The following is a 23,924-nucleotide window of genomic DNA, read 5'->3' on the forward strand; positions in this document are numbered from 1 at the left end:
TTTGTGGTAAAATAAGATGATACTAAAGAAGGAAACTACTATGAAACCAGAAACATTTTATAACTTGCTAGCTGAACACAAGATTCTTCTTTCTGACCAGCAAAAAGTTCAATTTGAGCGTTATTTTGAACTCTTGGTTGAATGGAATGAAAAAATCAACCTGACTGCTATTACAGAAAAAGAAGAAGTCTATCTCAAACACTTCTATGATTCCATCGCTCCTATTTTACAGGGATTGATTGAAAACCAGCCCATTAAACTCTTAGACATCGGTGCTGGAGCAGGTTTTCCTAGCCTTCCCATGAAAATTCTCTATCCTCAACTCGAAGTTACTATTATTGATTCTCTAAATAAACGTATCAACTTTCTTAATCTATTATCCCAAGAACTAGGTTTAGAAAATGTTCACTTTTATCATGGACGTGCCGAAGACTTCGCCCAAGATAAGAACTTCCGTGCTCAGTTTGATATCGTTACAGCTCGTGCAGTTGCCCGTATGCAGGTCTTGTCCGAGTTGACTATCCCCTACTTAAAAGTCGGCGGAACATTGATAGCACTGAAGGCAAGTAATGCTCCTGAGGAATTAACTGAAGCTAAAAATGCCCTCAATCTTCTCTTTAGTAAGGTTGAAGAAAACCTCAGTTACACTCTTCCTAACGGAGACCCTCGCTACATTACTATTGTTGAGAAGAAAAAGGAAACTCCTAACAAATATCCAAGAAAAGCAGGTATGCCTAACAAACGACCACTTTAAAACATTTTTTAAAAAGTTGTTTACAAAAGAAACCTCACTTTTTTATTTTTAAGCTCGGGAAAAAATGATTTACAAAATCAAACCTCGCTTTTTTATTTTAAGGCTCGGGAAAAAATGATTTACAAAATCATTTTTTTCTGCTATACTATCCTAAGCAAAGGTTTTTAATGTCATCCCGTGAGGTGACGAAGACGCAGAAATATATGAAATTCTTTAAGAATGAGATAATCCTCTTTTTAAAGAAGTCTTACTCTGAGAGCCTATTGCTGTAAAATAATGGGCTCTTTTTTGATGCCCAAAAAGTGAGGTATTTATGAAACAAGAATCATCTGTTGATTTGTTACTTGACGTTGACCAACGTCCTTCGGCTGGAAAAGGAATCCTTCTCAGCTTCCAGCACGTGTTTGCCATGTTTGGTGCAACCATCTTGGTACCTTTGATCTTGGGAATGCCTGTATCGGTTGCCCTTTTTGCATCAGGTGTAGGAACACTCATTTACATGATCTCTACTGGCTTTAAAGTTCCAGTTTATCTGGGTTCTTCTTTTGCCTTTATCACAGCTATGTCACTTGCCATGAAAGAAATGGGTGGCGATGTATCTGCTGCTCAGACAGGGGTTATCCTGACTGGTTTTGTTTATGTCCTTGTTGCTGCAAGTGTTCGATTTGCAGGTACAAAATGGATCGACAAACTCTTACCTCCAATCATTATCGGACCTATGATTATCGTAATCGGTCTAGGTCTTGCAGGTTCAGCTGTAACAAATGCTGGTCTTGTTGCTGATGGCAACTGGAAAAATGCTCTTGTAGCTGTTGTTACTTTCTTGATTGCTGCCTTTATCAATACAAAAGGAAAAGGCTTCCTACGAATCATCCCATTCCTTTTTGCCATTATCGGTGGTTACCTCTTTGCCCTAGCACTTGGTTTGGTTGACTTCACTCCTGTTCTTGAAGCTAACTGGTTTGAAATCCCTGGTTTCTACTTGCCATTTAGTACTGGTGGTGCCTTTAAAGAATACAATCTTTACTTTGGTCCAGAAACTATCGCTATCTTGCCAATTGCTATCGTAACCATTTCTGAACATATCGGCGACCATACTGTTTTGGGACAAATCTGTGGCCGTCAATTCTTGAAAGAACCAGGTCTTCACCGTACCCTTCTTGGTGACGGTATCGCAACTTCAGTATCCGCCTTCCTTGGTGGACCAGCAAATACAACTTATGGAGAAAATACAGGGGTTATCGGTATGACTCGTATCGCTTCTGTCTCAGTTATCCGTAACGCTGCCTTTATCGCAATTGCCCTCAGCTTCCTTGGAAAATTCACTGCCTTGATTTCAACAATTCCAAACGCTGTACTTGGTGGTATGTCTATCCTTCTTTACGGGGTTATCGCAAGTAACGGTTTGAAAGTCTTGATCAAAGAACGCGTAGACTTCGGCCAAATGCGTAACCTTATCATCGCAAGTGCAATGTTGGTACTTGGACTTGGTGGAGCAATCCTTAAACTTGGTCCAGTTACCCTTTCAGGTACTGCACTATCAGCAATGACAGGTATCCTTTTGAACTTGATCTTGCCATACGAAAATAAAGATTAAACACAACATCATAAAAAAATCCACTCACCCGAGTGGATTTTTTGCTTAAGTTCCCCTAGCAATCAAGAGATAAAGTAAGGTAATCCCTAATATAATAAATTAAAAAGTTAAATTACTAGAATAGGCTGCCCCATCACTTGCTACATTTGTTGTAGTTTCCGCAACGCTAGTAACAGTTGAAGGTGATAGACTCTCCATAAATTGTTGAGTAGAACGAATGACAAACTCTCCAAACATTAGAACAGTAACGATTAAAATATCAAACCATTTTAAGTATTTTCAAGGTTTAGCAGGATGAATACTCTGTAGAAACTTCATATTCCCTCCTTATCTTTAATAATATGGATTGATTATAAAAAAATATATGAACCAATTTGTTGGAAAAAAAACAGCCTTCCGAAAAGACTGTTCTAGCAAATTAAACTGAGTGATGTTTCTTTTCTAGCATTAAATCTTTCAGTGAAATAATGGTCACAGCTAATAAAATCATAGTCATTCCAACAAAGTCAATCGGATAGAAAATATCTCCCATAATCATGAAGGCAAAAAATACCGCAGAGATAGGTTCAATAGAGGCCAAGAGGCTAGACTTGACGGGGCCAATCATACTTGCTCCCTTAAGAAAGGCTGTATAGGCAAATACAGTTCCAATAAGGATGATTCCTGCAAACGCAAGAAAGATATCAAAAGAAAAGGGAATACTAGCTCCAATAATTCCGGTAAAGGGTACCGCTACAAAACCAGATAGGGTCATTCCAACACCGATGACTAGACTACTTCCCCATTTTTGAATCAATTTAATCGGTAAGATGATATAAAGCGCATAGGTCAGGGCTGAGAACAAGCCCCAAAAAAGACCAGCCGGAGTAATCGAGAGTTGATCAAACTGTCCATGAGTGGCAATCAAGAAGGTTCCACCTATAGCCAAAATCATGGAAATGATTTCAGCAACCGTAGGAGCAACCTTATCCTTGATACAAGTGTAAGCAAGAATTCCAACCGGACAGACATACTGCAGAACCGTCGCTGTACCAGCATTTGTCTCTTGAATGGCTGATAGATAAGCTAACTGATTTATAAAGAGGCCAAATAAAGAAAATAGCAAGAGGGAAAGCAGACTTGAACGATCCTTTAAAAAGGCTAGAAATTTATCCTTTGATTTCGTATAGGCCAGAAGAACCAATAGCAAACCAGCAATTATCAAACGGATATTGGTCAGAACGAGGGCTGAAATCCCGTGAGCCATCAAGTACTGACCACTGGTGCCAGACAAGCCCCAGGCAATACCTGCAATGACTGTAAAAAGAGTTCCTTTAAAAGCTTTTGACATATTTCCTCCCTAGTCTGTCTCTCTAATCAAGTCCATAACCTGATTACGATCCAATATCCACTGGGCACGCTCGTCTTTCTCATAAGTTCGATTGGATAGAAAAATAGCAGCCTCTTGTTTTTTACGATTCCACATGATAAAGGTCCCAGTATAGCCTGTATGGTCCAGCCACTCACCTTCTAGGTTCCAAGCAAGCGAACGCTCCTTATCATTTAAATCTGAGAAATTCTGGCTCAACTCTGCAGCAAAATCATCCTGTAAATAATGCTCCAGAAAGATTTTTAAATCATGAACTGTCGAAAACAAACCTGCACTACCTGCATGCTTTCCAAGCACACGAGCCTTAGGATCATGTACCACTCCTGCTTTCTGTCCACGGACCGTTGGAACAGCACGGCTAACTGGACCAAACTGAGTTTCCTTCATGTTCCACGGATCCAAAACTTGCTCCTGTAAAATCTGGTCTAAATCCTTTTTATAATAGCTCTCCAGCCAAAATCCCAATAAGAGGAAATGCACATCTGAGTAGAGAAAAGCTCGCTTCTCTCTACGATTAAGGTGAAACATGGCTTCTCTTAGCTGGTCGGATGAAAGCTGATCCCTATTTGGGATAAAAGGATCCAAATCCGTCGCATGCGTTAGGAGTTGTCGAATAGTGATGTCTGGATAATCCGTTTCTGGAAGATAAACCTTTATCGATTGGTCCAACTCTAACTTCCCTTCACTCCACAAAAAGCTAAGGACAGTCCCTACTCCAAGGACTTTACTGACACTAGCTAAGTCATAGACTAAGCCCTCGCGAGTCTGCTCACCAATTTCTGGATTTGCTTCGCCTAAATAGGAATCAGACCATTCACCATCCCGATAATACGCAAAAGAGGCACCAGGATAAATCCCTGCCTCAATTTGTTGCTCTATTTTTTGAATGATTTCTTGTTTCATACTTCTTCAAACCACAATTCGATATTGTTGGCATCCTTGGTTAGGAAAAACTTCTCAGATTTTGGAATAAAGTAACCAGCTTTTTCAAAACGCTGACGCAATACAGCAAGATCCAGATTCTCTACTTGAAATTTTAGCATGGCCAAGTCCCAGGTAACATTATTTTCTACCAACAAATCTTCCCCCTGATCTTGCTTGAAAGCTACACTATTCTCAACTTCTCCTTGTTCGAGAAGGCTGGCTATCTCTTCAGGCAAGTTAATTTCTACTGAGACGTCAAATGCTGTCAAATATTGCAGTTTCTCATCTTTTGAAAAAGTGATTTCTTCATCAACCTGTCTTAAGTCCTTTATGTCATTTTCTGCATGGATAAGGACGAGATCTCCTTCTGGAGAAAGGACTTCAAAAGCATAACCATTCTTTCCTCTGTATAACTGAGGAAGAGTCTCCATTCTAGCTAATAGCGCCTCAATCTCAGATGGATTTGCTACTTTTACAATTAATCTAGCTAATTTTTTTATCCCTTCAACTTTCCGAGTTCTCATACTTGGTGATTCTTCTAAAACTAATTTCTCAACACCCGATTGATCTCCGAGTGATAGGAAAGCTGACTCTTCTAATAAGGGTTTTATACCTAAGGTCTGGATATAAAACAATTCATTTAATCTTCTATTATTTACCTTTAGCGTCGGGATCATACGCACAATTTGATTTACATTCATAAATTCCTCCAACACTTTTTATTTTATAGGATTTTATCGTATTTTACAAGTTATTCAACTAAAAACTTTGACTATATTAACCTTTTTAGCACATGAAACTCCCTTCTAAATTAGAAGGGAGCCTATTGTATTTAGTAAACTAGTTATATCAATTCTTCCAAGAAAGAACTGCTTGAAGACCATAGTGATCACTAACTTGTGGACTATTGCTACCATCAAAAACCACATCTAAGTTTTCTACCTGTACATCCTTTGTGGTAAAGATATAATCGATTCGAAGAGGTTCTGTATTTCCCTTCCAACCATCTATTTCAGGTGGAACAGTGTAGCTACCACTTCTTTCTTGAGCAACTTCAAATGCATCCTGTAAAGCTAATGGACTAGCTAAAATAGCCTGATAACCTTCTTGACCTGCAGGATTGTTAAAATCTCCCGCTAGTAAAAGAGGCTTGTTTAATTCTCTTAAAACTGCTTCAAATCGTGCCCATTCTTCTTGGAAACCTTTATCCCACCATGAGAGATGGACACTTGCAACTGCAAGCTCCTTACCATCTACTACAGTCTCAGCCAGAGCAACGCGACGAGTATGATAATCTGTTGGATCATCTACATCTGATACCAAAATCTCCCGCGCCACAATTGGTGTTTTTGATAAGATGGCTACACCCTCATGGTATCGATCATAGCCAATATGATTGTAAGCCCAAGTCCAATAGTAGTCTAAACCTTGTTCAGCTAAACGCTCCACCAAGAGTCTAACGTAATGGTCTTGATGAATCGGTTCAGCAGATGGTAAAGCTTGATAAAAATGATTGACGGTTGCCTCTGGAGAAGTGATTTCCTGATTGATTTCTTGGAAACAAATAAGATCATAGTTGTTTTCAAATATATCCTCAAGCAAAAGTTGAAACTTTTGCTGGGGATCTTTTTCCATCCAACTATGGGTATTGAGTGTTAAAAACTTCATGATTTTCTCCTATAAACAAGAGGTTGGAAAACAGCTTCCAACCTCTGATATATTACAATTCTACTTTTGCAACTGCTGTTTTAGCCACAAGAGTTCCTGTTTGTTCTAATGTTACTGATTTAATTGCGTTACCATTTGTAAAGACAACTACAGTTGAAGTTTCACGATCTGCTGCACGGATAGCATCCAAGTCAGCTGTAACAAGAAGATCACCTGCAGCAACCTTTTGTCCTTCAGCTACGTGAACTGTAAATGGTTTTCCTTCAAGACTTACAGTATCAAGTCCGATGTGGACAAGAACTTCAAGTCCAGCTTCAGTCACAAGACCAAGAGCATGTTTAGTTGGGAAGATACTTGATACAGTACCTGAAACTGGAGACACAATGTTTCCGTTTGCAGGTTCAACTGCAAATCCATCACCCATCATTTTTTGAGCAAATACTGGATCTTTTACTTGTTCCAAAGCAACAACTTGACCGTCAGCTACTGAGTAAACTTCCTCAGTAAGACCTTTGAATTGAACAGTGTTTTGTTGCGCTTCTGTCATTTGACTTGGAAGAGTTTCAGGAATGATTTCACCTGAATCAAGGATATCTTGGATATCAGATTTCAATACGTCTGCTTTTGGACCGTAGATAGCTTGAACTCCTTGTCCTTTCATGACAAGACCCATAGCTCCTTCTGCTTTCCACTGTTCTGCATCACCGACTTTGTCAGCATCTTTTACAGTTACACGAAGACGAGTCATACATGCATCAACATCAACGATGTTTGCACGGCCACCAAGAAGGTTAATAATATTAACTGCTTGAGATGAGGCAGCTACTTTTCCTTCACCTTTAGCAGCGTCCTCGCTTGATCCTTCAGCAGTTTCGTAGTTTCCGTTACGTCCTGGAGTAGCATAGTTGAATTTTTGAATCATGAAGTTAGCAATGAAGTACATGATAACTGCAAAGAGGACAGTTACCCAAACAAAGTTAATGATATCCATTCCAAGACCTGCGTTAACAGCCAGTGGAGTACGAGTCAAGAATTCGATTGAACCAAATGAGTGCACACGAAGGTGAACAATATCAGCCATTGCAAAGGCAGCACCTTGAACCACAGCGTAGACAAGGTAAAGAGGTGTTGCAACGAACATGAACATATATTCAATCGGCTCAGTAACACCAGTCAAGAAAGTTGCAAGAGCTGTCGCAATCATCATTCCTTTGTATTGGTGTTTCTTGTCTGCTTCAACATTACGGTAAATCGCAGCAGCCACACCCATCAAAATACCGAATGAACCAATCATTTGTCCAACTTTGAAACGAGCTGGATGAACTGTATCTAGTAATGTTTGGTATTGGCTAGCATCAGTACCTTTAAGGTTAACAAGGTCTGTTACCCATGCAAGCCAAAGTGGATCTTGTCCAAATACTTGAGTGCCTTTTGCTGCACCAGTTAAAATATCATAAGTACCACCAAGAGCTGTATAGTTCATTGGGATAGTCAACATGTGGTGAAGTCCGAATGGCAAGAGCAAGCGTTCCAAAGTACCATATAAGAATGGTGCAAGTACTGGTGCTGTTTCTTGTGAATTGGCAATCCAGATACCGAAGTTGTTGATACCAGTCTGAATAAGTGGCCAGAAAGCTGAAAGAAGAATTGCAGCGATTGCTGAGCGAAGAATAACTACAAATGGTACAAAACGTTTCCCGTTAAAGAATGAAAGTGCATCAGGAAGTTTACGGAAGTTGTAGTATTTGTTAAAGGCAGTTGCCCCTACAAAACCAGAAATAATCCCTACGAAGACACCCATGTTCAGTGCTGGAGCTTCCATAACACTAATAAAGTAATCAGAAACTTTGATTGATCCACCAAAGATTGTTGAAACCATAGCGTTAGGATCTTTCAACATATCCCCTGATACACCGAAGATTGTACCAGTGATACGGTTGATTAAGATAAAGGCAAGACCTGCTGCAAACGCACCTCCTGCACGTTCCTTAGCCCAGCTTCCTCCAATAGCGAGGGCAAACAAAATATGAAGGTTACCGATAACTCCCCAACCAATTTGCTCTAGTACGCCACCAGTAATAACTAGGGGAGCAAGGTTTGGGTCAATCATTGCAAGTGACTTACCGATTGAAATCATCAATCCAGCCGCTGGCATAACAGCGATAACCACCATTAGAGCCTTACCGAATTTCTGCCAAAACTCGAAAGACAAGACATTTTTGAATGTATCTTTCATCATTCAAATCTCCTTTATATTTATTCGGCAAACGTTTTACGAAAACGTTTGCGCATGTTTATGTTTTAATTTTACCACTTTTTATTTTTTTGTAAAGGATTTTATAAAAAAATTTGACTTTTTCTTTCGTTTCACTTTCTGGGCATGCTATCTCTTACTGACCATTTTTGAGTTTACTGCCATTTTTTGTTATAATATTAGCTATGAAATCCTATAATACCTTGAATGATTATTATCGAAATTTATTTGGAGAAAAAACTTTTAAAGTTCCTATTGATGCTGGATTTGACTGTCCAAACCGAGATGGGACTGTGGCACATGGAGGCTGTACTTTTTGCACAGTTTCTGGTTCTGGAGATGCTATTGTTGCTCCTGATGCACCTATCCGCGAGCAATTCTATAAGGAAATTGACTTTATGCATCGTAAGTGGCCAGATGTCAAAAAATATCTGGTTTATTTTCAAAACTTTACTAATACTCATGAAAAGCTCGAAGTCATTCGCGAACGCTATGAACAAGCTATTAATGAACCCGGTGTGGTTGGAATCAATATCGGAACACGCCCAGACTGTTTACCCGACGAGACTATCCAATATTTGGCAGAACTATCCGAGCGAATGCATGTTACTGTAGAGTTAGGTTTACAAACAACCTATGAAGAAACTTCTGAATTGATTAACCGTGCCCACTCCTATGAACTCTACGTGGAAACGGTTAAGCGCTTGAGAAAATATCCAAAGATTGAGATTGTTGCCCATTTAATTAATGGCTTGCCAGGTGAAACTCATGACATGATGGTGGAAAATGTTCGTCGTTGTGTGACTGATAATGATATTCAAGGGATTAAACTTCACCTACTTCACCTTATGACAAATACTCGGATGCAACGTGATTATCACGAGGGTAGACTGCAGCTTATGAGTCAAGATGACTATGTGAAAGTTATCTGTGACCAACTAGAAATTATTCCCAAACATATGGTCATCCATAGGATTACGGGTGATGCGCCTAGAGATATGCTAATTGGTCCTATGTGGAGTCTCAATAAATGGGAAGTTCTAAATAGCATAGAAGCTGAAATGAGACGTCGAGGTAGTGTTCAAGGATGCAAGGCTGAAAAACAGGAGTTTAATAATGAAAAGACCACTTGAGATGGCGCATGATTTTCTTGCCCAAGTTATCACCCGAGAGGATATTGTAATTGATGCGACCATGGGAAATGGTCATGATACCCTTTTTCTAGCAAAGTTAGCTAAACAAGTCTATGCTTTTGATATACAAGAACAAGCTCTTGAAAAAACAAGTCAACGTCTACAAGAAGCCGGTTTGACCAATGTTGAGTTAATTCTACAAGGTCATGAAACCGTGGATCAGTTTGTAAGAGAAGCCAAGGCAGGTATTTTTAATCTCGGTTATTTACCATCTGCTGATAAGTCAATCATCACCCAACCACAGACAACTATTGAAGCTTTAGAAAAGTTATGCCATTTGCTTGTCAAAGGTGGACGAATAGCCATCATGATTTATTACGGGCATGAAGGTGGAGATATAGAAAAGGATGCAGTCATGGATTTTGTCAGCCAATTACCACAACAAGAATACACTGCCACTATCTATCGCACCCTCAACCAGATCAACAATCCACCGTTTTTGGTCATGATTGAAAAATTAGAAAGGTATCGACATGGATAAACAGTACCTAAAAGATAAAATCGAAGCTCTCCGCCACAACTTTGTCGAATCAACCCAACATGAACGTGCAGTCGGGATTCTAGACGAAGCTCGCATGAGCAAGAAAATGTTGAAAATCAAGAAAAAACTGATTACTCTTGAAATGGAGCGTTGTCAGAAAAAAATCGAACATAAGGACTGCTCAAAGATTGATCAAAAAATTCAAGAACAAAAGGAACTTTTTGAAGTCTGTCGTAACCAAAAATAGGGAGGTGGAAAATGAATTTACTTTTTTATCTCTTGGTATTTTTACTAGTTCTTATTGTTTCTAGTACGACCAATAAGCTTCTGCCCTTTTTACCCATGCCTCTGATTCAAATTTTGTTAGGGATTGGAATTGGACTTTGCTTACCCAACAACCAATATCATTTAGATACTGAGTTATTCCTAGCTTTAGTCATTGGCCCGCTACTATTCCGAGAGGCTCAAGAAGCAGACATTACTTCTATCCTAAAACACTGGCGGATTGTCCTCTACTTGATTTTCCCAGTTATCTTTATCTCAGCCCTGAGCATGGGAGGAGTCGCCCATGTCCTTTGGGCTAGCCTTCCGTTGGCAGCCTGCGTAGCAGTTGGTGCCGCCTTAGGTCCTACTGACCTAGTCGCCTTCGCATCCCTTTCTCAACGCTTTTCCTTCCCAAAGCGGGTCTCTAATATCCTAAAAGGGGAAGGTCTTCTGAATGATGCTTCTGGACTAGTAGCCTTTCGAATGGCTCTCATCGCTTGGACAACAGGAACATTCTCCCTTACCCAAGCCGGAACTTCATTAGCCATTTCCATCGTTGGAGGATTTGCAGTCGGCTTTATAACAGCCATAATCAATCGCTTCCTTCATACCTTTCTACTCAGCGTCCGTGCAACAGATATCGCAAGTGAGCTCTTATTGGAACTTAGTTTACCTCTCTTAACTTTTTTCATAGCCGAAGAGATCCATGTTTCAGGCATCATCGCCGTTGTTGTTGCTGGGATTCTGAAAGCCAGTCGTTTCAAGAAGATAAATCTGCTTGAAGCCCAGGTTGATACAGTGACTGAAACTGTTTGGCACACTGTAACCTTTATGCTCAATGGTTCTGTCTTTGTTATTCTTGGAATGGAGCTGGAAATGATCGCGGAACCAATTCTTAAGAGTGCATTTTACAACAAAGTTCTTCTCTTACTCAGCGTTTTCCTCTTGACCTTCCTGCTTTTTGCTATCCGATTTGTCATGATTTATGGCTTTTACGCTTTTCGGATTAAGAAGCTTCATAAAAGTTTAGACAAATATGTCAAAGACATGCTCCTCCTTACCTTTTCTGGTGTTAAGGGAACTGTATCCATTGCCACTATCCTTTTGATACCGTCTAATCTGGAACAAGAATACCCTCTTCTTCTCTTCCTCGTAGCTGGTGTAACTCTTGTAAGTTTCCTTACAGGTTTGCTAGTCTTACCTCATCTCTCTGAGGAGCAAGAACCATCTAAGGATCAACTCATGCACATTGCAATTCTAAACGATGTCGCCATGGAGTTAGAGAAGGACTTGGACAAGACCAAAAATAAGGTGCCACTCTATGCCGCTATTGACAACTACCATGGTCGGATTGAAAATCTTATTCTGAGTCAAGAAAACAAAGAAATTCAGGAGGACTGGGAAGCTCTTAAATTGCTGATTCTTAGTATTGAGAGTGATAGTTTGGAGCAGGCTTACGAAGAAGGTAAGATTGGAGAAAGAGGCTATCGTGTCTACCAACGCTACTTGAAAAATATGGAGCAAGGCATCAATCGTAAATTTGCTTCCCGCCTAACCTACCACTTCCTCGTTTCCTTACGGACACTGCGTTTTCTACTACATGAGCTCTTTACCTTTGGGAAAACCTTCCGTTCATGGAAAGACAAGGAAAAACAAAGACTTCAGGCTATTGACTATGACCAGATTGCAGAGCTCTACCTAGCCAATACTGAAATTATCATCGAAAGTTTGGAAAATCTCAAAGGGATTTATAAGAGCTCTCTGATTAGCTTTATGCAGGAATCTCGTCTCCGTGAAACTGGAAATATCACTAGTGGAGCCTTTGTTGAACGGGTTATCAATCGTATCAAGCCCAACAACATCGATGAAATGCTCAGAGGCTATTACCTAGAGCGTAAGTCTATCTTTGAGTACGAGGCTCAAAAGCTTATCTCAGCTCAATATGCAAAAAAACTTCGGCAAAATGTTAATAATTTAGAAACTTATTCCTTAAAAGAATCTGCTAATACCTTACCTTATGATATGATGGAATTAGTCCGAAGAAATTAAAGTCTATAGAAAACAAGAGTAAAACTGGAGGATTGTGAAATGAAAAAGTTGTGGAAACAGCTGACTGATAAACCCTTATTAAAAGCTTTTTTGCACTACTATCAAGCCTCCGATAGTGAGTTAACTAGCGTTGCTGTTGCCTACTATTGGTTGATTTCAATCTTCCCTTTACTCATGATAGTGGTCAATATCTTACCCTACTTTCAAATTCCTATCTCCAACTTTCTACTGACTATCAAGGAATTTCTCCCTGATACTATCTATGAAGTAGTCGCGAAGATTGCCAGAGAAGTTCTGACTCAGCCATCAACTGGTTTACTGAGTTTTGCTATCTTATCAGCCCTCTGGACCTTTTCAAAATCCATGGATTTTCTTCAAAAAGCCTTTAATAAGGCTTATGGCGTAGCAAAAAACAGAGGAATCATCTCTCATCAATTGATGAGCCTCTTGGTTAGCTTTGGCCTTCAAATTCTCTTTGCACTTGCCTTATTCCTAAGTATGTTTGGCCATATGTTATTGGACTTTCTTAAAAGCCACTGGCAAGTCGAAGGCTCAATATTGAGTTATCTTCAGGACTTTACGGGTCCACTCATCTATGCTCTCCTTTTTGCAATCTTGATTATGCTCTATTACTTCCTTCCCAATGTTAAAGTAACTCGTATTCGTTACATTCTACCAGGAAGTGCTTTTGTAGTCTTAACTATCGTCAGTTTATTAAATATCTTTTCAGTCTATTTCAATAATTATGTCAACTACTTAGTAGACGTCCGTTTTTTCAGTTCTATTATCGTAGTCGTCATGATGTTCTGGTTCATTCTGATTGCCAAGATATTGATTATCGGTGCAGTGATTAATGCTAGTGTGCAAAGTCTCAAAGACCCAAATTTTGGAATTGAATAACGATTACGAGAAGGGACAAATGATTCCGGACTCACTGTTTATTAGCAATCAAACTATGAAGCCGTAGATGATTGGACTTTTTGGTGAAAATTTCATTTTTACTATCCATAACCATCAAGAATCAAATGACTTGTTGAAGCCTCGCGAGGCTGGTACTAGGAAATCGAGACTTTGTCCATTGATTACTGTCCCACCTCCTTTCTTAGATCTTCAGAAATTCACCACAAATAACGGAATCAATTCTGTCTATAGATGACTATTATTTTATAAAACATAGTTAAATCAGGGGATTTACCTTCCATTTATCGACACTTTATGATACAATAATGACATGATTTTAATAAAATTAGCTTCGATTTTGCTTTTGGTATTAACCTTAGCTTTGACGGTTATCATCAGCAAACTTTTTAAACTAAAGAAGAAAGGCATCAACTTTGCTGATTTGGCTTTCCCTTGTTTAATATTTGAATATTATTTGATTACGGCCAAGGTATTTACTCATAACTACCTCCCCGTATTGGGAACGGCATTATCACTACTTGCCATCATTTTAGTATTTTTCTTTCTTACAAAGAAACGTAGTTTTTACTATCCAAAGTTTATCAAATTCTTTTGGAGGGCAGGTTTTCTACTAACTTTGCTTCTCTATATCATTATGATTGTTCAAATCTTTTTGATGAAATAAACTTTATTTAATAGAAGAAACAAAATTAGCCAGCACCTCTTGAGTTTGGCAAGGAACCATGAATCTTTGAGGTGCTTTTTTAATGAAATTTTAAAAATAGGGATTATTATAAATAAATAGGAGAATAATCAAGTGAAAAAAACACTCATGGCTAGTGCCATCACACTTTCAATTTTAGGATTTACAACAAGTCCAAGCTACGCTGAAGAAAACAAAGTCCAGCCTTCCACTGCAGAAACCACTGCTAACCAAGGAAATAAAGACAAGGTCGAAGATAGTAGGCTTCCTAAAAAAGAGGAGACAAGTGCTACTGAAGTTAGTCCAAGTTCAGCTCCAAAAGAGGAATCACCTGCCCCAGAAATCAAAAAAGACGGATGGTCAGAAGAAGAAAACCAATGGCGCTTCTATGAAAATAATAAGCCTGTGATCAATTGGAAACAAATCCAAGGCAAATGGTACTTCTTTGACCAAAACGGCAATCGTCTGAGTAATACGACCTTTGATGGCTATGTCTTTGATAAAGATGGAGTCATGGCTAGTGGTGGTTGGAGTAAACTAGAGGACAAATGGTATTATACAAATTCATCTGGTAAAATTTCCCAGCAAAAATGGGAGAAAATCGGTGGTGTATGGTACTACTTTGACAAAGACGGGATAATGCTTAATAACACCATTTGGGACGGCTATCTCTTTTCTAAGAGCGGTGCTATGGTTAGCCAAGGTTGGGCCAAATTAGATGAAAAATGGTTCTATGCCAATGCCTCAGGGAAGATTTCTCAGGAAAAATGGGAAAAGATTGGTGGTTCTTGGTACTACTTCGACAAAGACGGGACTATGCTGAGCAGCCGGCTCTTCAATGGTTATCTCTTTTCAAGCAGTGGGGCTATGGCTGAAAGATCGTGGGTTAAGTTAGATGAAAAATGGTACTTTGCCCAAGCAACTGGTCGTCCTTCACATGATAAATGGGAAAAAGTTGGAAGTTCTTGGTACTATTTTAACAAAGATGCCACTATGGCAAGCAAGCAATGGTTAGGTAGCTACTATCTCAAGGATAGTGGAGCTATGGCTGAAAGAGAATGGATTTTTGATAAAAGCTATAATAGTTGGTTCTACTTAAAATCTGGTGGAGCTTACGCTGCGCGTGAATGGATCGGCTCTTACTACCTCAAGTCAGGTGGTTACATGGCAAAAAGTGAATGGATTGAGGACAGCTACTATAATGCTCGCTACTATGTCGATGAGAATGGAACCTATGTTACGGGAACCCGTAAAATTAACGGCGAAACTCATATTTTCCAGAGCAACGGAAAATGGACTGCTGAAATTCCAGAAAGTCGTGGATTTAAAAAAGGGAAGTACACAAAAACTGTTTTCTTAGATCCAGGACATGGTGGAAAAGATCCTGGTGCTGTTTATTATAATACTCAGGAAAAAGACCTAACCATGCAAATTTATCAAAAACTACGTAAGGAACTCCAGGGTCTTGGTTATACCGTTCTTTCTTCGAGAGATAGTGATGTCTATGTCGACTTTGTCACTGAACGTTCAAAAATGGTTAACAAAACGGACTCAGACATGTTCATCAGTATTCACTTCAATGCAAGCGGGAATCCTGCTTCAGGGAGATCTGGTATTCAAACTTACTCTTACGAAGAAGACAGCGACTATCGTGCTAAGATCAATCTCTACTGGCATAACCATCCTGATCGAATCAGCGAAAGCAATCGCCTTGCTGCAAATATCCATTCCTCTCTCCTAGCTGAGACAGGTGCTAAAAATGCTGGGCTTCTACAGAGAAGCTTTGCAGTCCTACGTGAAACTGATAAACCAGCAGTCTTACTCGAATTAGGTTATATGGATAATTTTGACGAAAACCAACAAATCCGTAATGAAGCCTATCAAGATAAATTGGTAGCAGGTATTGTTAAAGGTATCCAAAAATATTACGCAGGTAAATAAAGAAAAAGCCTCGAGAAAGCTCGAGGCTTTTTTGTATTATGCTTCTTTCTTATTAGCATCAGGAAAGAGAAATCCAATTCCCACGCAAGCCAGCACTCCTGCACCGATAACTAAACCACTTGAAAGTGGTAAGATATCAAGAATGGCATTGGCGATGATAAAGGCAATAATCAAGCTCATGAGACTGGCCTTATAATCTTTTTTAACCAAATTCTCAAAAGTAAAGAATAAGAATAGACCTACTGGAAAAAGTGCCCAGATGTTAACATCCAAACTTGGCCATCCAACAATTCCAAAATACAAGACTGCTACTGCAACTACTAAAAAACTGATACCTACTACTTTTTTCATGATGCGACCTCATTTTCTATTTTGTTAGGAAGCTTAATCTCCCCTTGACAATTACTACTATAACAGAAATAAAAATCGCAAACAATAGGTTTTGCCTATGTGGTCACCTTCCTTGACTAAGTGGTCGGGAATTTTATAAAAGAAGCAGAAGCCTTTTCTGGCTCCTGCTTCTTATTTTTCTTTGGATTCTAACGTTGATTTAAGGGTATCACGATCAGCTTTCAATTTCGTTAAATTCTTTTCTTCTAATTCTAACTGACTCGTATCTGGTTTAACTCGATAGTAAACATTTTCTGGATGCATCAACATCGCTTCATACTGTTGACCAGCAAAGAGTCTATCCTCAGCGTGATTGGAATTATCAGTTATTTTACCATCATCACCAGGTTCCATCACAATTCCACTAGGTACAAGAACGACTACAAATCCTCCCGCAAGAGAGCCCTTTGTCCAGGCGCTAAGGGATACTGTTTCTGGATTGCGACCATTTTGATTTTTTTTGGCAGTAAATTCAACAATAGATTCTTGCTTATCACCGTCCAATACCCAAGTCGAATGGACTTCCCCGGAATCATTAATGATATATTCATTACCAGACGGTGTTCGCCAAATACCTTCTAAACTTGATAAATCATTATTTCTGATAGCTTCAAAATCTAATTTTGGAACTAGAGTTTCTTTTTTCAATTGACGAACGAGCTCCTCTGCTTCTGATATTTTAGCATCCAGGGCCTTCAACTGATCCTTGAGTTTTTGAATTTCCTCCTCTTTTTCCTTATCCTTCTCGTCTTTCCCCTGACTTCTAGTCCTTTCTTCAGTTTTAGTTGAGGAAGTCGAAGCTTGATTTGCTTCTTTCTTAGCATTAGATGAATATAAAAAGATGCTAGTGACAACGGCAATAACTAAAGCTGTAACTGCTAATCCGATATACATTTTTATATTTTTAGTTGTAGAAAAGACATCTGTCAATTCTGATGTAGTTGGTTTACGCCCGTGCATCTCCTCAAATTGTTTGATCCATTCTTTCTTGTTCATTCTATTTCCTACTCTTTTCATTTTTATTCGCTTTTACCACCCAAATAGATTGGGAACTATTTTTTTACGCTTTTTCTTCGTCCGATTGCAGAGATTGAACCTATATCCTAGGCTTTACGAGTACTTTGCTCTACCAACTGAGTTAGATCTGGCATTTCCTTATAGTCTAGCTCTATAAGGAAGGAGGGCAAGGCATTCTTAACCCATCTTTTTAATCAAAATCTGGCAAGGATTTTGGGGTCCCCACAGTTGTGGAAAAATCTCTAACTTTTTAAAACCAAGACTACGATAAAAGAAATTTGTTCGGTCATAATCTTTATTAGAACCTTCTGCCACTGTTTTGACCTGCAGATAATCAACGTTTTTGCGAGCTTCACTCTCTAAAGTAGCAAGCAATTGACTACCAATTCCCCTGCCTTGATGAGCTTTTTTTACACCGAGACAATCAATCTCTGCACAGTCTTCACTAGAATAGGATAAGCTTACAAAGCCAAGCAAATCACTCTCCTGATAGGCTGCCCAAACTTGCAAGTCCTTGGCTCCTTCGATGTAGGCTTGCGTGCTTTCTGGTATTCCAAACCATTCTGGCAATCCTTTAAAACATCAGCGACAACTGCCATTTTTTGCTCTTCATCCTTGACTTCTTCAATTACAAACATCATAAAATCCTTTCATGATTTTGGTCCAATTTTTGCTATTAAGAACCCGCACTTTCATAGGCATCTAAGCCCCTATCCCAGAGTTTTAGAGAGATTCCAAAGAAGATAAGAGAAATCAGAATCAAACCACCAATATTAAAGAGTCCATCTTTATCCTGCAAGAAATAGCTGGCAGGGTAGTAAGCCGTAAAGGCAAAAGGAACGATAAAACTGATCAACCAACGAAGAAGTGAATTGTATATAGAAATCGGGTATTTGGCAAAATCATTGAACATATAGAAAATGTAAATCATAGCACCTGACTGCTTGGTCCAAAAAGCGATACTGGCTGTTGCAATTTTTAAGGAAGTATAAATCAAGGTCGCAAAAGGAATACAAACTAGAAAAATCAGGAATTTGGGAAGAGTCCAAGCAATGCTAGTCACTGTTGTTCCCAATAGAATGCCACCGACCAAGAGCTCACCCAAGGCATCAATCTGAAAGGTCTCAACCAGGATGTGAAATAGGGGATTGATAGGACGAGTCAGATACTTGTCAAATTCTCCTTTTCGGACTAGTCGTTGACCTAAAGCCCAGAGGTTGTCAAAAAAGAGATGGTCCAGTCCCTTAGGAATCAAGGAGAAGCCATAGATAAAGGCAATCTCTTGAAAGGTCCAACCTTCTAGCGAGGGGATGTGTTGAAAGAGTACATTAAGAAACAAGAGGTTCAAGCCTTGAGTCAGAAAGACTCCCAGCACACCAACCACAAAATCTACCTTGTATTCCATGATTTGCTTGATGTACTGTCTGATAAAAATCAGATGCATGCGTTGATATTTTTTCATACTAACCTCCCTGAATGGTGATAAAGGACTGGACTCGTTTCCAAATCAACTGAGACAAGCCCACCATCACTATAAACCAGAAAAGCTGAAGCAAAAGCGCCTGAAGAATCTGGCTGGCGTCGTATTTCCCAACAATAATCATGACTGGAGTGTAAATCAAGGACGAGAAAGGTAAGAAGGACAGAATATCTGAAATGACCTTTGGAAAGAAAGCCAAGGGAATCAAACTTCCTGACATAAAGGATACTAGTGAAGCTTTGAATACTTGAGAACCCCATAGATTTTTAAATATAAAGGCTGAAAATCCAAAACAGATATTAAAGAAAAAGTTAATCAGATATGCCAACGCTAAGCTAAAGAGATAAAGGACTGTTAATCCCAGCACTTCTACAATACCTTGCCCAGATAAGATTTTCATCAAAACAATGACACTTAAAAATGGGAATCCAACAGAGATAAAAATCAACCACTTAGACCCCAGTTCGGTGAAAAGGTAAGAGGCCGCAAAATGCACTGGTCGCAACAAGCGCATGAGAATTGAACCATCCTTGACCTCATCACCAATCATAAAGGAAGAATCCGACCTAGTCAGAAGATTAGTCACAAAACTCATGATGATGTAGAGGGTGATATCCGCCATACTGAAGCCCTGAATCAAAGGCTCTTGCGAGGAATCAAAGACAGCCTTCCAGAGATAAAAGGCCACAAAAGCTCCCATAACATCGCCAATCCGATAGAGGAGAAAGTTGACACGATAGGTGATTAACTCCTGTATCCCTGCATTGATAAAGGGTTTATAACGTCTCCACAATTTGACCATCTTAGAGCTCCTTTCGGTAGAAACGACGGATAATATCCTCGATATCCGTATCCACCATCTTCAAATCACGGATTTCAAAATCAGACAGGGTTTGCTTGATAATATCAGCTGACTGGTAGCGGGAACTATCAAATTCAATGTTGAGGCTATTTCCTTGTCTATCAACGGTCATATCAGGTAAGCCTTCATAATGAGAAAGGAGATGACTTTGACCTGGCACCAGTTCAAAGGAGAGAGTCTTCATCTTGCCGAAGGTTTCCTTGAGCTGGCTCACAGTTCCATCAAAAATCTCCTGTCCCTTATCAATCATAAAAATCCGATCACAGAGTTGCTCAATGTCGCTCAGGTCGTGAGTGGTTAAAAGAATGGTGGTTTCTTCCTCTTGATTGATCTGAGTAATGGCGCGACGAATGTTGTCTTTGACCGAAACGTCCAACCCAATGGTCGGCTCATCTAAAAAGAGAACCTTAGGATTGTGGAGCAAGGAAGCCGCAATGTCCGCCCGCATCCGTTGACCAAGTGAAAGAGTCCGCACGGGATCCTTGATAAAGTCCTTCAAATCCAAGACTTCATTCAAAAAATCCATGCGCTTATGGAAGAGCGAGTCTGGCACATCGTAAATCTCTTTTAAGACCGTGTAGGTCTCTTGCAGAGCCAAATCCCACCATAGCTGGGTACGTTGACCAAAGACCACCCCAATATCCTTAACATAGTCCTGGCGATTATCCTGCGGAATCTTGCCGTTAATCCGACAAAAACCAGATGTCGGTTTTAAAATCCCTGTCAGCATTTTGATGGTGGTTGACTTCCCAGCACCATTTGCCCCGATAAATCCTAAAATCTGCCCTTTTGGAACTTCAAAAGTTAAATCCTTGACCGCTTCAAAAGTCTGCTTTTCAGGATGAATAAAGGAGCGCAAAGCCCCCTTTAACCCCGGCTCCTTAACTGTCTTCACAAAATTCTTCTGAAGATGTTGCACTTCTATCATTGCCATATCTATCTCCCTTTAGTAAGAAATCGTTAAATCAAGTTCCTAAACATTCAAACACGACTTCTTATCTCCAAAAATCTGCCTTCTTTTTCAACATAAGAAAAGAAAGCCCTAATAACACCCTATTATAGTGCAAATATCTAAGGAAAACAAGTGTTAATTAATATCAAAAATTTGAATTCCTAAGAAAGTATAAAAAGGTGATTCATCATCACCTTCCTCTACCAAGTCAAGTCTTCAATCATAGTTCTTACTTGTGAATCAAGAGTCTTATCCTTCTTAAGTTCTCCAACCAAAGCCTGAATCTGCCGGACTAGATTTGGATCATTGTCATTACAGCATCGATGAAGCATCCAAATATTATGCAAGGTTGGCTTTTTACCAACTACTTCCATCAATAAATCCTCATAGCCTTGATGATAAAATCTCTCCACAAAGTGAACCAAGTAACCTGGAGAACCAAAATCTACTTCTGGATGCTTGGAAATAAAGTCTAAAATAGGGGCAACCAAATCAAAGGGTTGATCATAAAGCTCCATGGCATCTACAATCTCGTCTGCCAACTCAAATTCTTGGTCTTCAGTAATTGCATCTTGCAAAGCAGCTAAAATCTCATCTCTAGTAAGCATCCGATTCTCCTTTTTCACTTTTCCATATCATATTTGTCTTCGAACTTTTTCTTCACTCATCAAACCTTGTTCCTAAGTAGTTTTCCAACTCCTCTTGGGATAAATCACTAGGAAGTTCAAACACATACTCATAACCTTCATCACCAAAGGAAACTTTCTCTTCAGGTGGAAACCATTTCCGAAGCCAGATGATATAGGAGGCATAATCTTGTAACCTGTTCGTTGAATCAAAGTAATCAATCACAAAAACATTTTTCTTGCTACTCAGTGAACTTTCCAAGGTAAGCTGTGGACTTTGATAATCCCAAGAAAGCGAGTAAGCTTTTTCGGGATTAGTTCTTTCTCTAACCATAATACCTGGGAATTTTTCGCTCAAAGCACCACAAAAGACTTGTAAATCAAGGAATACGGGTTCTTTAGTCTCTACAAAGACAAAATCAGCAGTACTCATCAGTTTCTTCCTTTCATTTTAAAACTGAAAAGAGACCTTAACCATCAATGGCAAAATTCTTTAGAATTTCAAAGTCTTGCCCCTGATAATCAAAAGAAAAAATATGAATATCATCAAAAGTTTGATCACAGAAAGTAACGGTTTGTCTTTCTGGCTCGATGATGGGTTTACCCAATTTTTCAGTAGCTTCTTCATCTGTCAAATACTCGTAAAATTCTTGTAAATGAGGCAGTATAAATGCAAGAATACGGGAAAGATTTTTATGGTAATTGGCTGCAAGCAACGGAGCTTCCATCTCAAAATTTCCATTTGGTTTTTCTTCCCAAGCTACAAGAACATCATCTACTTCATGGACGTAAGCTTGCAAGGACTGATCGAATATCATGGCTATTTTCCCTTCTATTCTATTTACAATAACAGAAAATAAAAATCACATAGATTGAGCTAAATGATTACCTAAAAGTATCTGGCATAATTCTTTTCACACTCTCATCCTTGTCAACTAGAAAGCAGTCTGGAAAGGTCATCTGTTCCCATTTTTTATAATCAAAACTTGAATCAAAATGATTGATTAAGATTCCTAGCAAATTTCCATGAGAACTCAGTAAAATGGTTTTATCTAAATACCTTTCTTCCAAGTCCTGCAATAAATCTAGAATTTTCTTTATAGCTACTTGATTCGATTCAACTCCCAAAAAAGATTTATTCGGGTTGTCCCATAAATATTTAATAGTCTCTTCAAACTCCGAATCTTTTATAAAGCGTGATGAGCATTTTCTTCCTCGTAAATGTTCGTCAATAACTATTTTATCAAATTGAATAGGAGAACTATTAACGGTTTCAAAAGCTCGCTTATAAGGGCTTGAAATAAAAAAATCGATATTATAAGCATTCAAAAAATCTGACTACTTAAGAGATGAAAATTTTCTGATAAGGTTCGGTTGAAATCATCATTCGAAAATCTTGAATGATCATATCTAAGCACAATATAAGTGTTCTTCATAAAATGTCACCTCTCAATTATTGGCATCAGTTCAAAATAACTTTCTAAATCACAGTTACTCTGTTAAAAATTCTTCAATTCGAGAAACAAGTTCATTATTTTGATAATGATAGAGGTCATGTGGTGCATCCATATAGATGACTTGAACATTAGACTGGCCACTAGCAAATGTCTCTGCATAATGCTGCCATTCTGATTGGCTAAAGCTAGTACCATCACCGTTAGACACCAGTAATAAGGTGGGAATTTTCGGATTGATGCTAGAGGGAACTTTCTTGGCATTTTCCTTTGCCAAACGGGATTCATGAAGCATGGCTTGTGACATCAACTGCTTATATGCTAGTAATTTATATTGTTGTCGTTCAGTTTCAGTCAGAGTTGGATTTTTTATATAAAAGGACTCAGGGAAATAGCGTAATAAGCCAATCTTACTGCTCCAATAAGCCACAGTAAGCAAGGCCTGATTATCCTTTAAATCCTCATAACTTGCTGGCAGTGCCCAATCCAGACCAACCAAGGCTTTCACTTCATCAGGATACTTCTCCTGCCAAGCCAGACTTTCAAGACTAGCCATTGAATGAGACAGAATGATAAAAGGTCCTGATATATTTGCTTGTGATAGAGCTTGACGTGTCTCAGACAAAACTTCCATCACATCTCTGGATTGATTACTATCCTCGCTATAACCATAGCCAGCCCGCTCCACAATGACTACCTTATATTTTTTTGATAAGGAATCCGAAACATTCTTAAAGTCCAAGATTGGGGAAGCAATTCCAGCACCTGAGAGAATTACTATAGTTTCAAGACCATCCCCTTCAACGTAAACATTCATTTGGTGTCCATTGACAAGAACTTGTTGTCCCACAGGTGTTAGCAAGGCTTGTTCCTTTTCTAAACTGATACGGTGAAAGATGAATGTTGCCCCTAAAAACAAAAGAATGAAACTAAGAAAGCCAAGAAACCATTTTTTCAGTATTTTCATAGCATTATTGTACAAAAAATAGAACCTTTTAGCAACTTAAGATTGGTTCTTCTACAATATATTCGCTATATATTTAGAC

Annotated in this window: 24 protein-coding genes and 2 pseudogenes; 9 read left to right on the top strand and 17 right to left on the bottom strand. The window is 39.0% G+C overall.

Annotated elements, in window-relative coordinates; translation table 11 throughout:
* Positions 1-40: 40 nt before the first annotated feature.
* Both rsmG and QM887_RS02265 read left to right on the top strand, forming a co-directional pair.
* Positions 41-754 (top strand): 16S rRNA (guanine(527)-N(7))-methyltransferase RsmG, encoded by a 714-nt coding sequence (gene rsmG, locus QM887_RS02260; RefSeq protein ID WP_414270294.1) that lies wholly within the window; start codon positions 41-43, stop codon positions 752-754.
* A gap of 313 nt (positions 755-1,067) precedes the next feature.
* Positions 1,068-2,351: a uracil-xanthine permease family protein gene (locus QM887_RS02265; RefSeq protein WP_414270295.1), complete on the top strand. Its 1,284-nt coding sequence runs from the start codon at positions 1,068-1,070 to the stop codon at positions 2,349-2,351.
* A gap of 99 nt (positions 2,352-2,450) precedes the next feature.
* On the opposite strand, the gene QM887_RS02270 is transcribed toward QM887_RS02265, so the two are convergent.
* The 6 genes from QM887_RS02270 to QM887_RS02295 form a co-directional block, all read right to left on the bottom strand.
* Positions 2,451-2,588 (bottom strand): hypothetical protein, encoded by a 138-nt coding sequence (locus QM887_RS02270; protein ID WP_414270296.1) that lies wholly within the window; start codon positions 2,586-2,588, stop codon positions 2,451-2,453.
* Between the two features lie 181 nt (positions 2,589-2,769).
* A complete protein-coding gene (locus tag QM887_RS02275; protein WP_414270297.1) occupies positions 2,770-3,681 on the bottom strand; it encodes a DMT family transporter in 912 nt (303 codons plus the stop codon).
* Positions 3,682-3,690: 9 nt separating this feature from the next.
* On the bottom strand, positions 3,691-4,623 hold the full coding sequence (locus QM887_RS02280; RefSeq protein WP_414270298.1) for a serine hydrolase domain-containing protein: 933 nt from the start codon (positions 4,621-4,623) through the stop codon (positions 3,691-3,693).
* Positions 4,620-5,345 carry a CppA N-terminal domain-containing protein gene (locus QM887_RS02285; RefSeq protein ID WP_414270299.1) on the bottom strand — a complete coding sequence of 242 codons (726 nt, stop codon included), beginning with the start codon at positions 5,343-5,345 and terminating at the stop codon, positions 4,620-4,622. The genes QM887_RS02280 and QM887_RS02285 overlap by 4 nt, the downstream gene beginning before the upstream one ends.
* 148 nt (positions 5,346-5,493) lie before the next feature.
* Positions 5,494-6,312, bottom strand: a complete 819-nt coding sequence (locus tag QM887_RS02290) for an endonuclease/exonuclease/phosphatase family protein (RefSeq protein ID WP_414270300.1) — start codon at positions 6,310-6,312, stop codon at positions 5,494-5,496.
* A gap of 52 nt (positions 6,313-6,364) precedes the next feature.
* Entirely contained in the window at positions 6,365-8,551 is a 2,187-nt protein-coding gene (locus tag QM887_RS02295) for a PTS transporter subunit IIBC (RefSeq protein WP_414270301.1), read from the bottom strand.
* Positions 8,552-8,742: 191 nt separating this feature from the next.
* On the opposite strand from QM887_RS02295, the gene QM887_RS02300 reads away from it, so the two are divergent.
* The 7 genes from QM887_RS02300 (at position 8,743) to QM887_RS02330 (ending at position 16,097) form a co-directional block, all read left to right on the top strand.
* Positions 8,743-9,699 (top strand): TIGR01212 family radical SAM protein, encoded by a 957-nt coding sequence (locus tag QM887_RS02300; RefSeq protein ID WP_414270504.1) that lies wholly within the window; start codon positions 8,743-8,745, stop codon positions 9,697-9,699.
* A complete protein-coding gene (locus tag QM887_RS02305; RefSeq protein WP_414270302.1) occupies positions 9,683-10,240 on the top strand; it encodes a tRNA (mnm(5)s(2)U34)-methyltransferase in 558 nt (185 codons plus the stop codon). The genes QM887_RS02300 and QM887_RS02305 overlap by 17 nt, the downstream gene beginning before the upstream one ends.
* Positions 10,233-10,487 carry a hypothetical protein gene (locus QM887_RS02310; protein ID WP_414270303.1) on the top strand — a complete coding sequence of 85 codons (255 nt, stop codon included), beginning with the start codon at positions 10,233-10,235 and terminating at the stop codon, positions 10,485-10,487. Before QM887_RS02305 ends, QM887_RS02310 begins: the two co-directional genes overlap by 8 nt.
* Positions 10,488-10,498: 11 nt before the next feature.
* Positions 10,499-12,553, top strand: coding sequence for a cation:proton antiporter (locus QM887_RS02315; protein ID WP_414270304.1), 2,055 nt, complete (start codon positions 10,499-10,501; stop codon positions 12,551-12,553).
* 39 nt (positions 12,554-12,592) lie between these two features.
* A complete protein-coding gene (locus tag QM887_RS02320) occupies positions 12,593-13,453 on the top strand; it encodes a YihY/virulence factor BrkB family protein (protein ID WP_414270305.1) in 861 nt (286 codons plus the stop codon).
* Between the two features lie 331 nt (positions 13,454-13,784).
* Positions 13,785-14,138 (top strand): DUF3397 domain-containing protein, encoded by a 354-nt coding sequence (locus QM887_RS02325; protein ID WP_414270306.1) that lies wholly within the window; start codon positions 13,785-13,787, stop codon positions 14,136-14,138.
* Between the two features lie 132 nt (positions 14,139-14,270).
* On the top strand, positions 14,271-16,097 hold the full coding sequence (locus tag QM887_RS02330; RefSeq protein ID WP_414270307.1) for an N-acetylmuramoyl-L-alanine amidase: 1,827 nt from the start codon (positions 14,271-14,273) through the stop codon (positions 16,095-16,097).
* Positions 16,098-16,133: 36 nt separating this feature from the next.
* Here the strand turns inward: QM887_RS02330 and QM887_RS02335 are convergent, their stop codons facing one another.
* The 11 genes and pseudogenes from QM887_RS02335 to QM887_RS02385 all read right to left on the bottom strand — a co-directional run bounded on the left by QM887_RS02335 (position 16,134) and on the right by QM887_RS02385 (position 23,845).
* A complete protein-coding gene (locus QM887_RS02335) occupies positions 16,134-16,448 on the bottom strand; it encodes a hypothetical protein (protein ID WP_414270308.1) in 315 nt (104 codons plus the stop codon).
* Positions 16,449-16,619: 171 nt separating this feature from the next.
* On the bottom strand, positions 16,620-17,483 hold the full coding sequence (locus QM887_RS02340; protein WP_414270309.1) for a hypothetical protein: 864 nt from the start codon (positions 17,481-17,483) through the stop codon (positions 16,620-16,622).
* 198 nt (positions 17,484-17,681) lie between these two features.
* A pseudogene (locus QM887_RS02345) lies at positions 17,682-18,142 on the bottom strand (GNAT family N-acetyltransferase).
* Positions 18,143-18,180: 38 nt separating this feature from the next.
* Positions 18,181-18,966, bottom strand: coding sequence for an ABC transporter permease (locus tag QM887_RS02350; RefSeq protein ID WP_414270310.1), 786 nt, complete (start codon positions 18,964-18,966; stop codon positions 18,181-18,183).
* Position 18,967: 1 nt separating this feature from the next.
* Positions 18,968-19,786 carry an ABC transporter permease gene (locus QM887_RS02355; protein ID WP_414270311.1) on the bottom strand — a complete coding sequence of 273 codons (819 nt, stop codon included), beginning with the start codon at positions 19,784-19,786 and terminating at the stop codon, positions 18,968-18,970.
* Position 19,787: 1 nt separating this feature from the next.
* Positions 19,788-20,780: an ABC transporter ATP-binding protein gene (locus tag QM887_RS02360; RefSeq protein ID WP_414270312.1), complete on the bottom strand. Its 993-nt coding sequence runs from the start codon at positions 20,778-20,780 to the stop codon at positions 19,788-19,790.
* Positions 20,781-20,998: 218 nt separating this feature from the next.
* Positions 20,999-21,406, bottom strand: coding sequence for a hypothetical protein (locus tag QM887_RS02365; protein WP_414270313.1), 408 nt, complete (start codon positions 21,404-21,406; stop codon positions 20,999-21,001).
* A gap of 52 nt (positions 21,407-21,458) precedes the next feature.
* A complete protein-coding gene (locus QM887_RS02370) occupies positions 21,459-21,857 on the bottom strand; it encodes a hypothetical protein (RefSeq protein ID WP_414270314.1) in 399 nt (132 codons plus the stop codon).
* 37 nt (positions 21,858-21,894) lie between these two features.
* Positions 21,895-22,242, bottom strand: a complete 348-nt coding sequence (locus tag QM887_RS02375; RefSeq protein ID WP_414270315.1) for a hypothetical protein — start codon at positions 22,240-22,242, stop codon at positions 21,895-21,897.
* 67 nt (positions 22,243-22,309) lie between these two features.
* A pseudogene (locus QM887_RS02380) lies at positions 22,310-22,860 on the bottom strand (histidine phosphatase family protein).
* A 55-nt stretch (positions 22,861-22,915) separates the two neighbouring features.
* Complete coding sequence (locus QM887_RS02385; protein ID WP_414270316.1) at positions 22,916-23,845, bottom strand: alpha/beta fold hydrolase; 930 nt, start codon at positions 23,843-23,845, stop codon at positions 22,916-22,918.
* Positions 23,846-23,924: the final 79 nt, after the last annotated feature.

This window comes from Streptococcus infantis, from assembly GCF_047460875.1.
GTDB classification, from domain to species: domain Bacteria; phylum Bacillota; class Bacilli; order Lactobacillales; family Streptococcaceae; genus Streptococcus; species Streptococcus infantis_AA.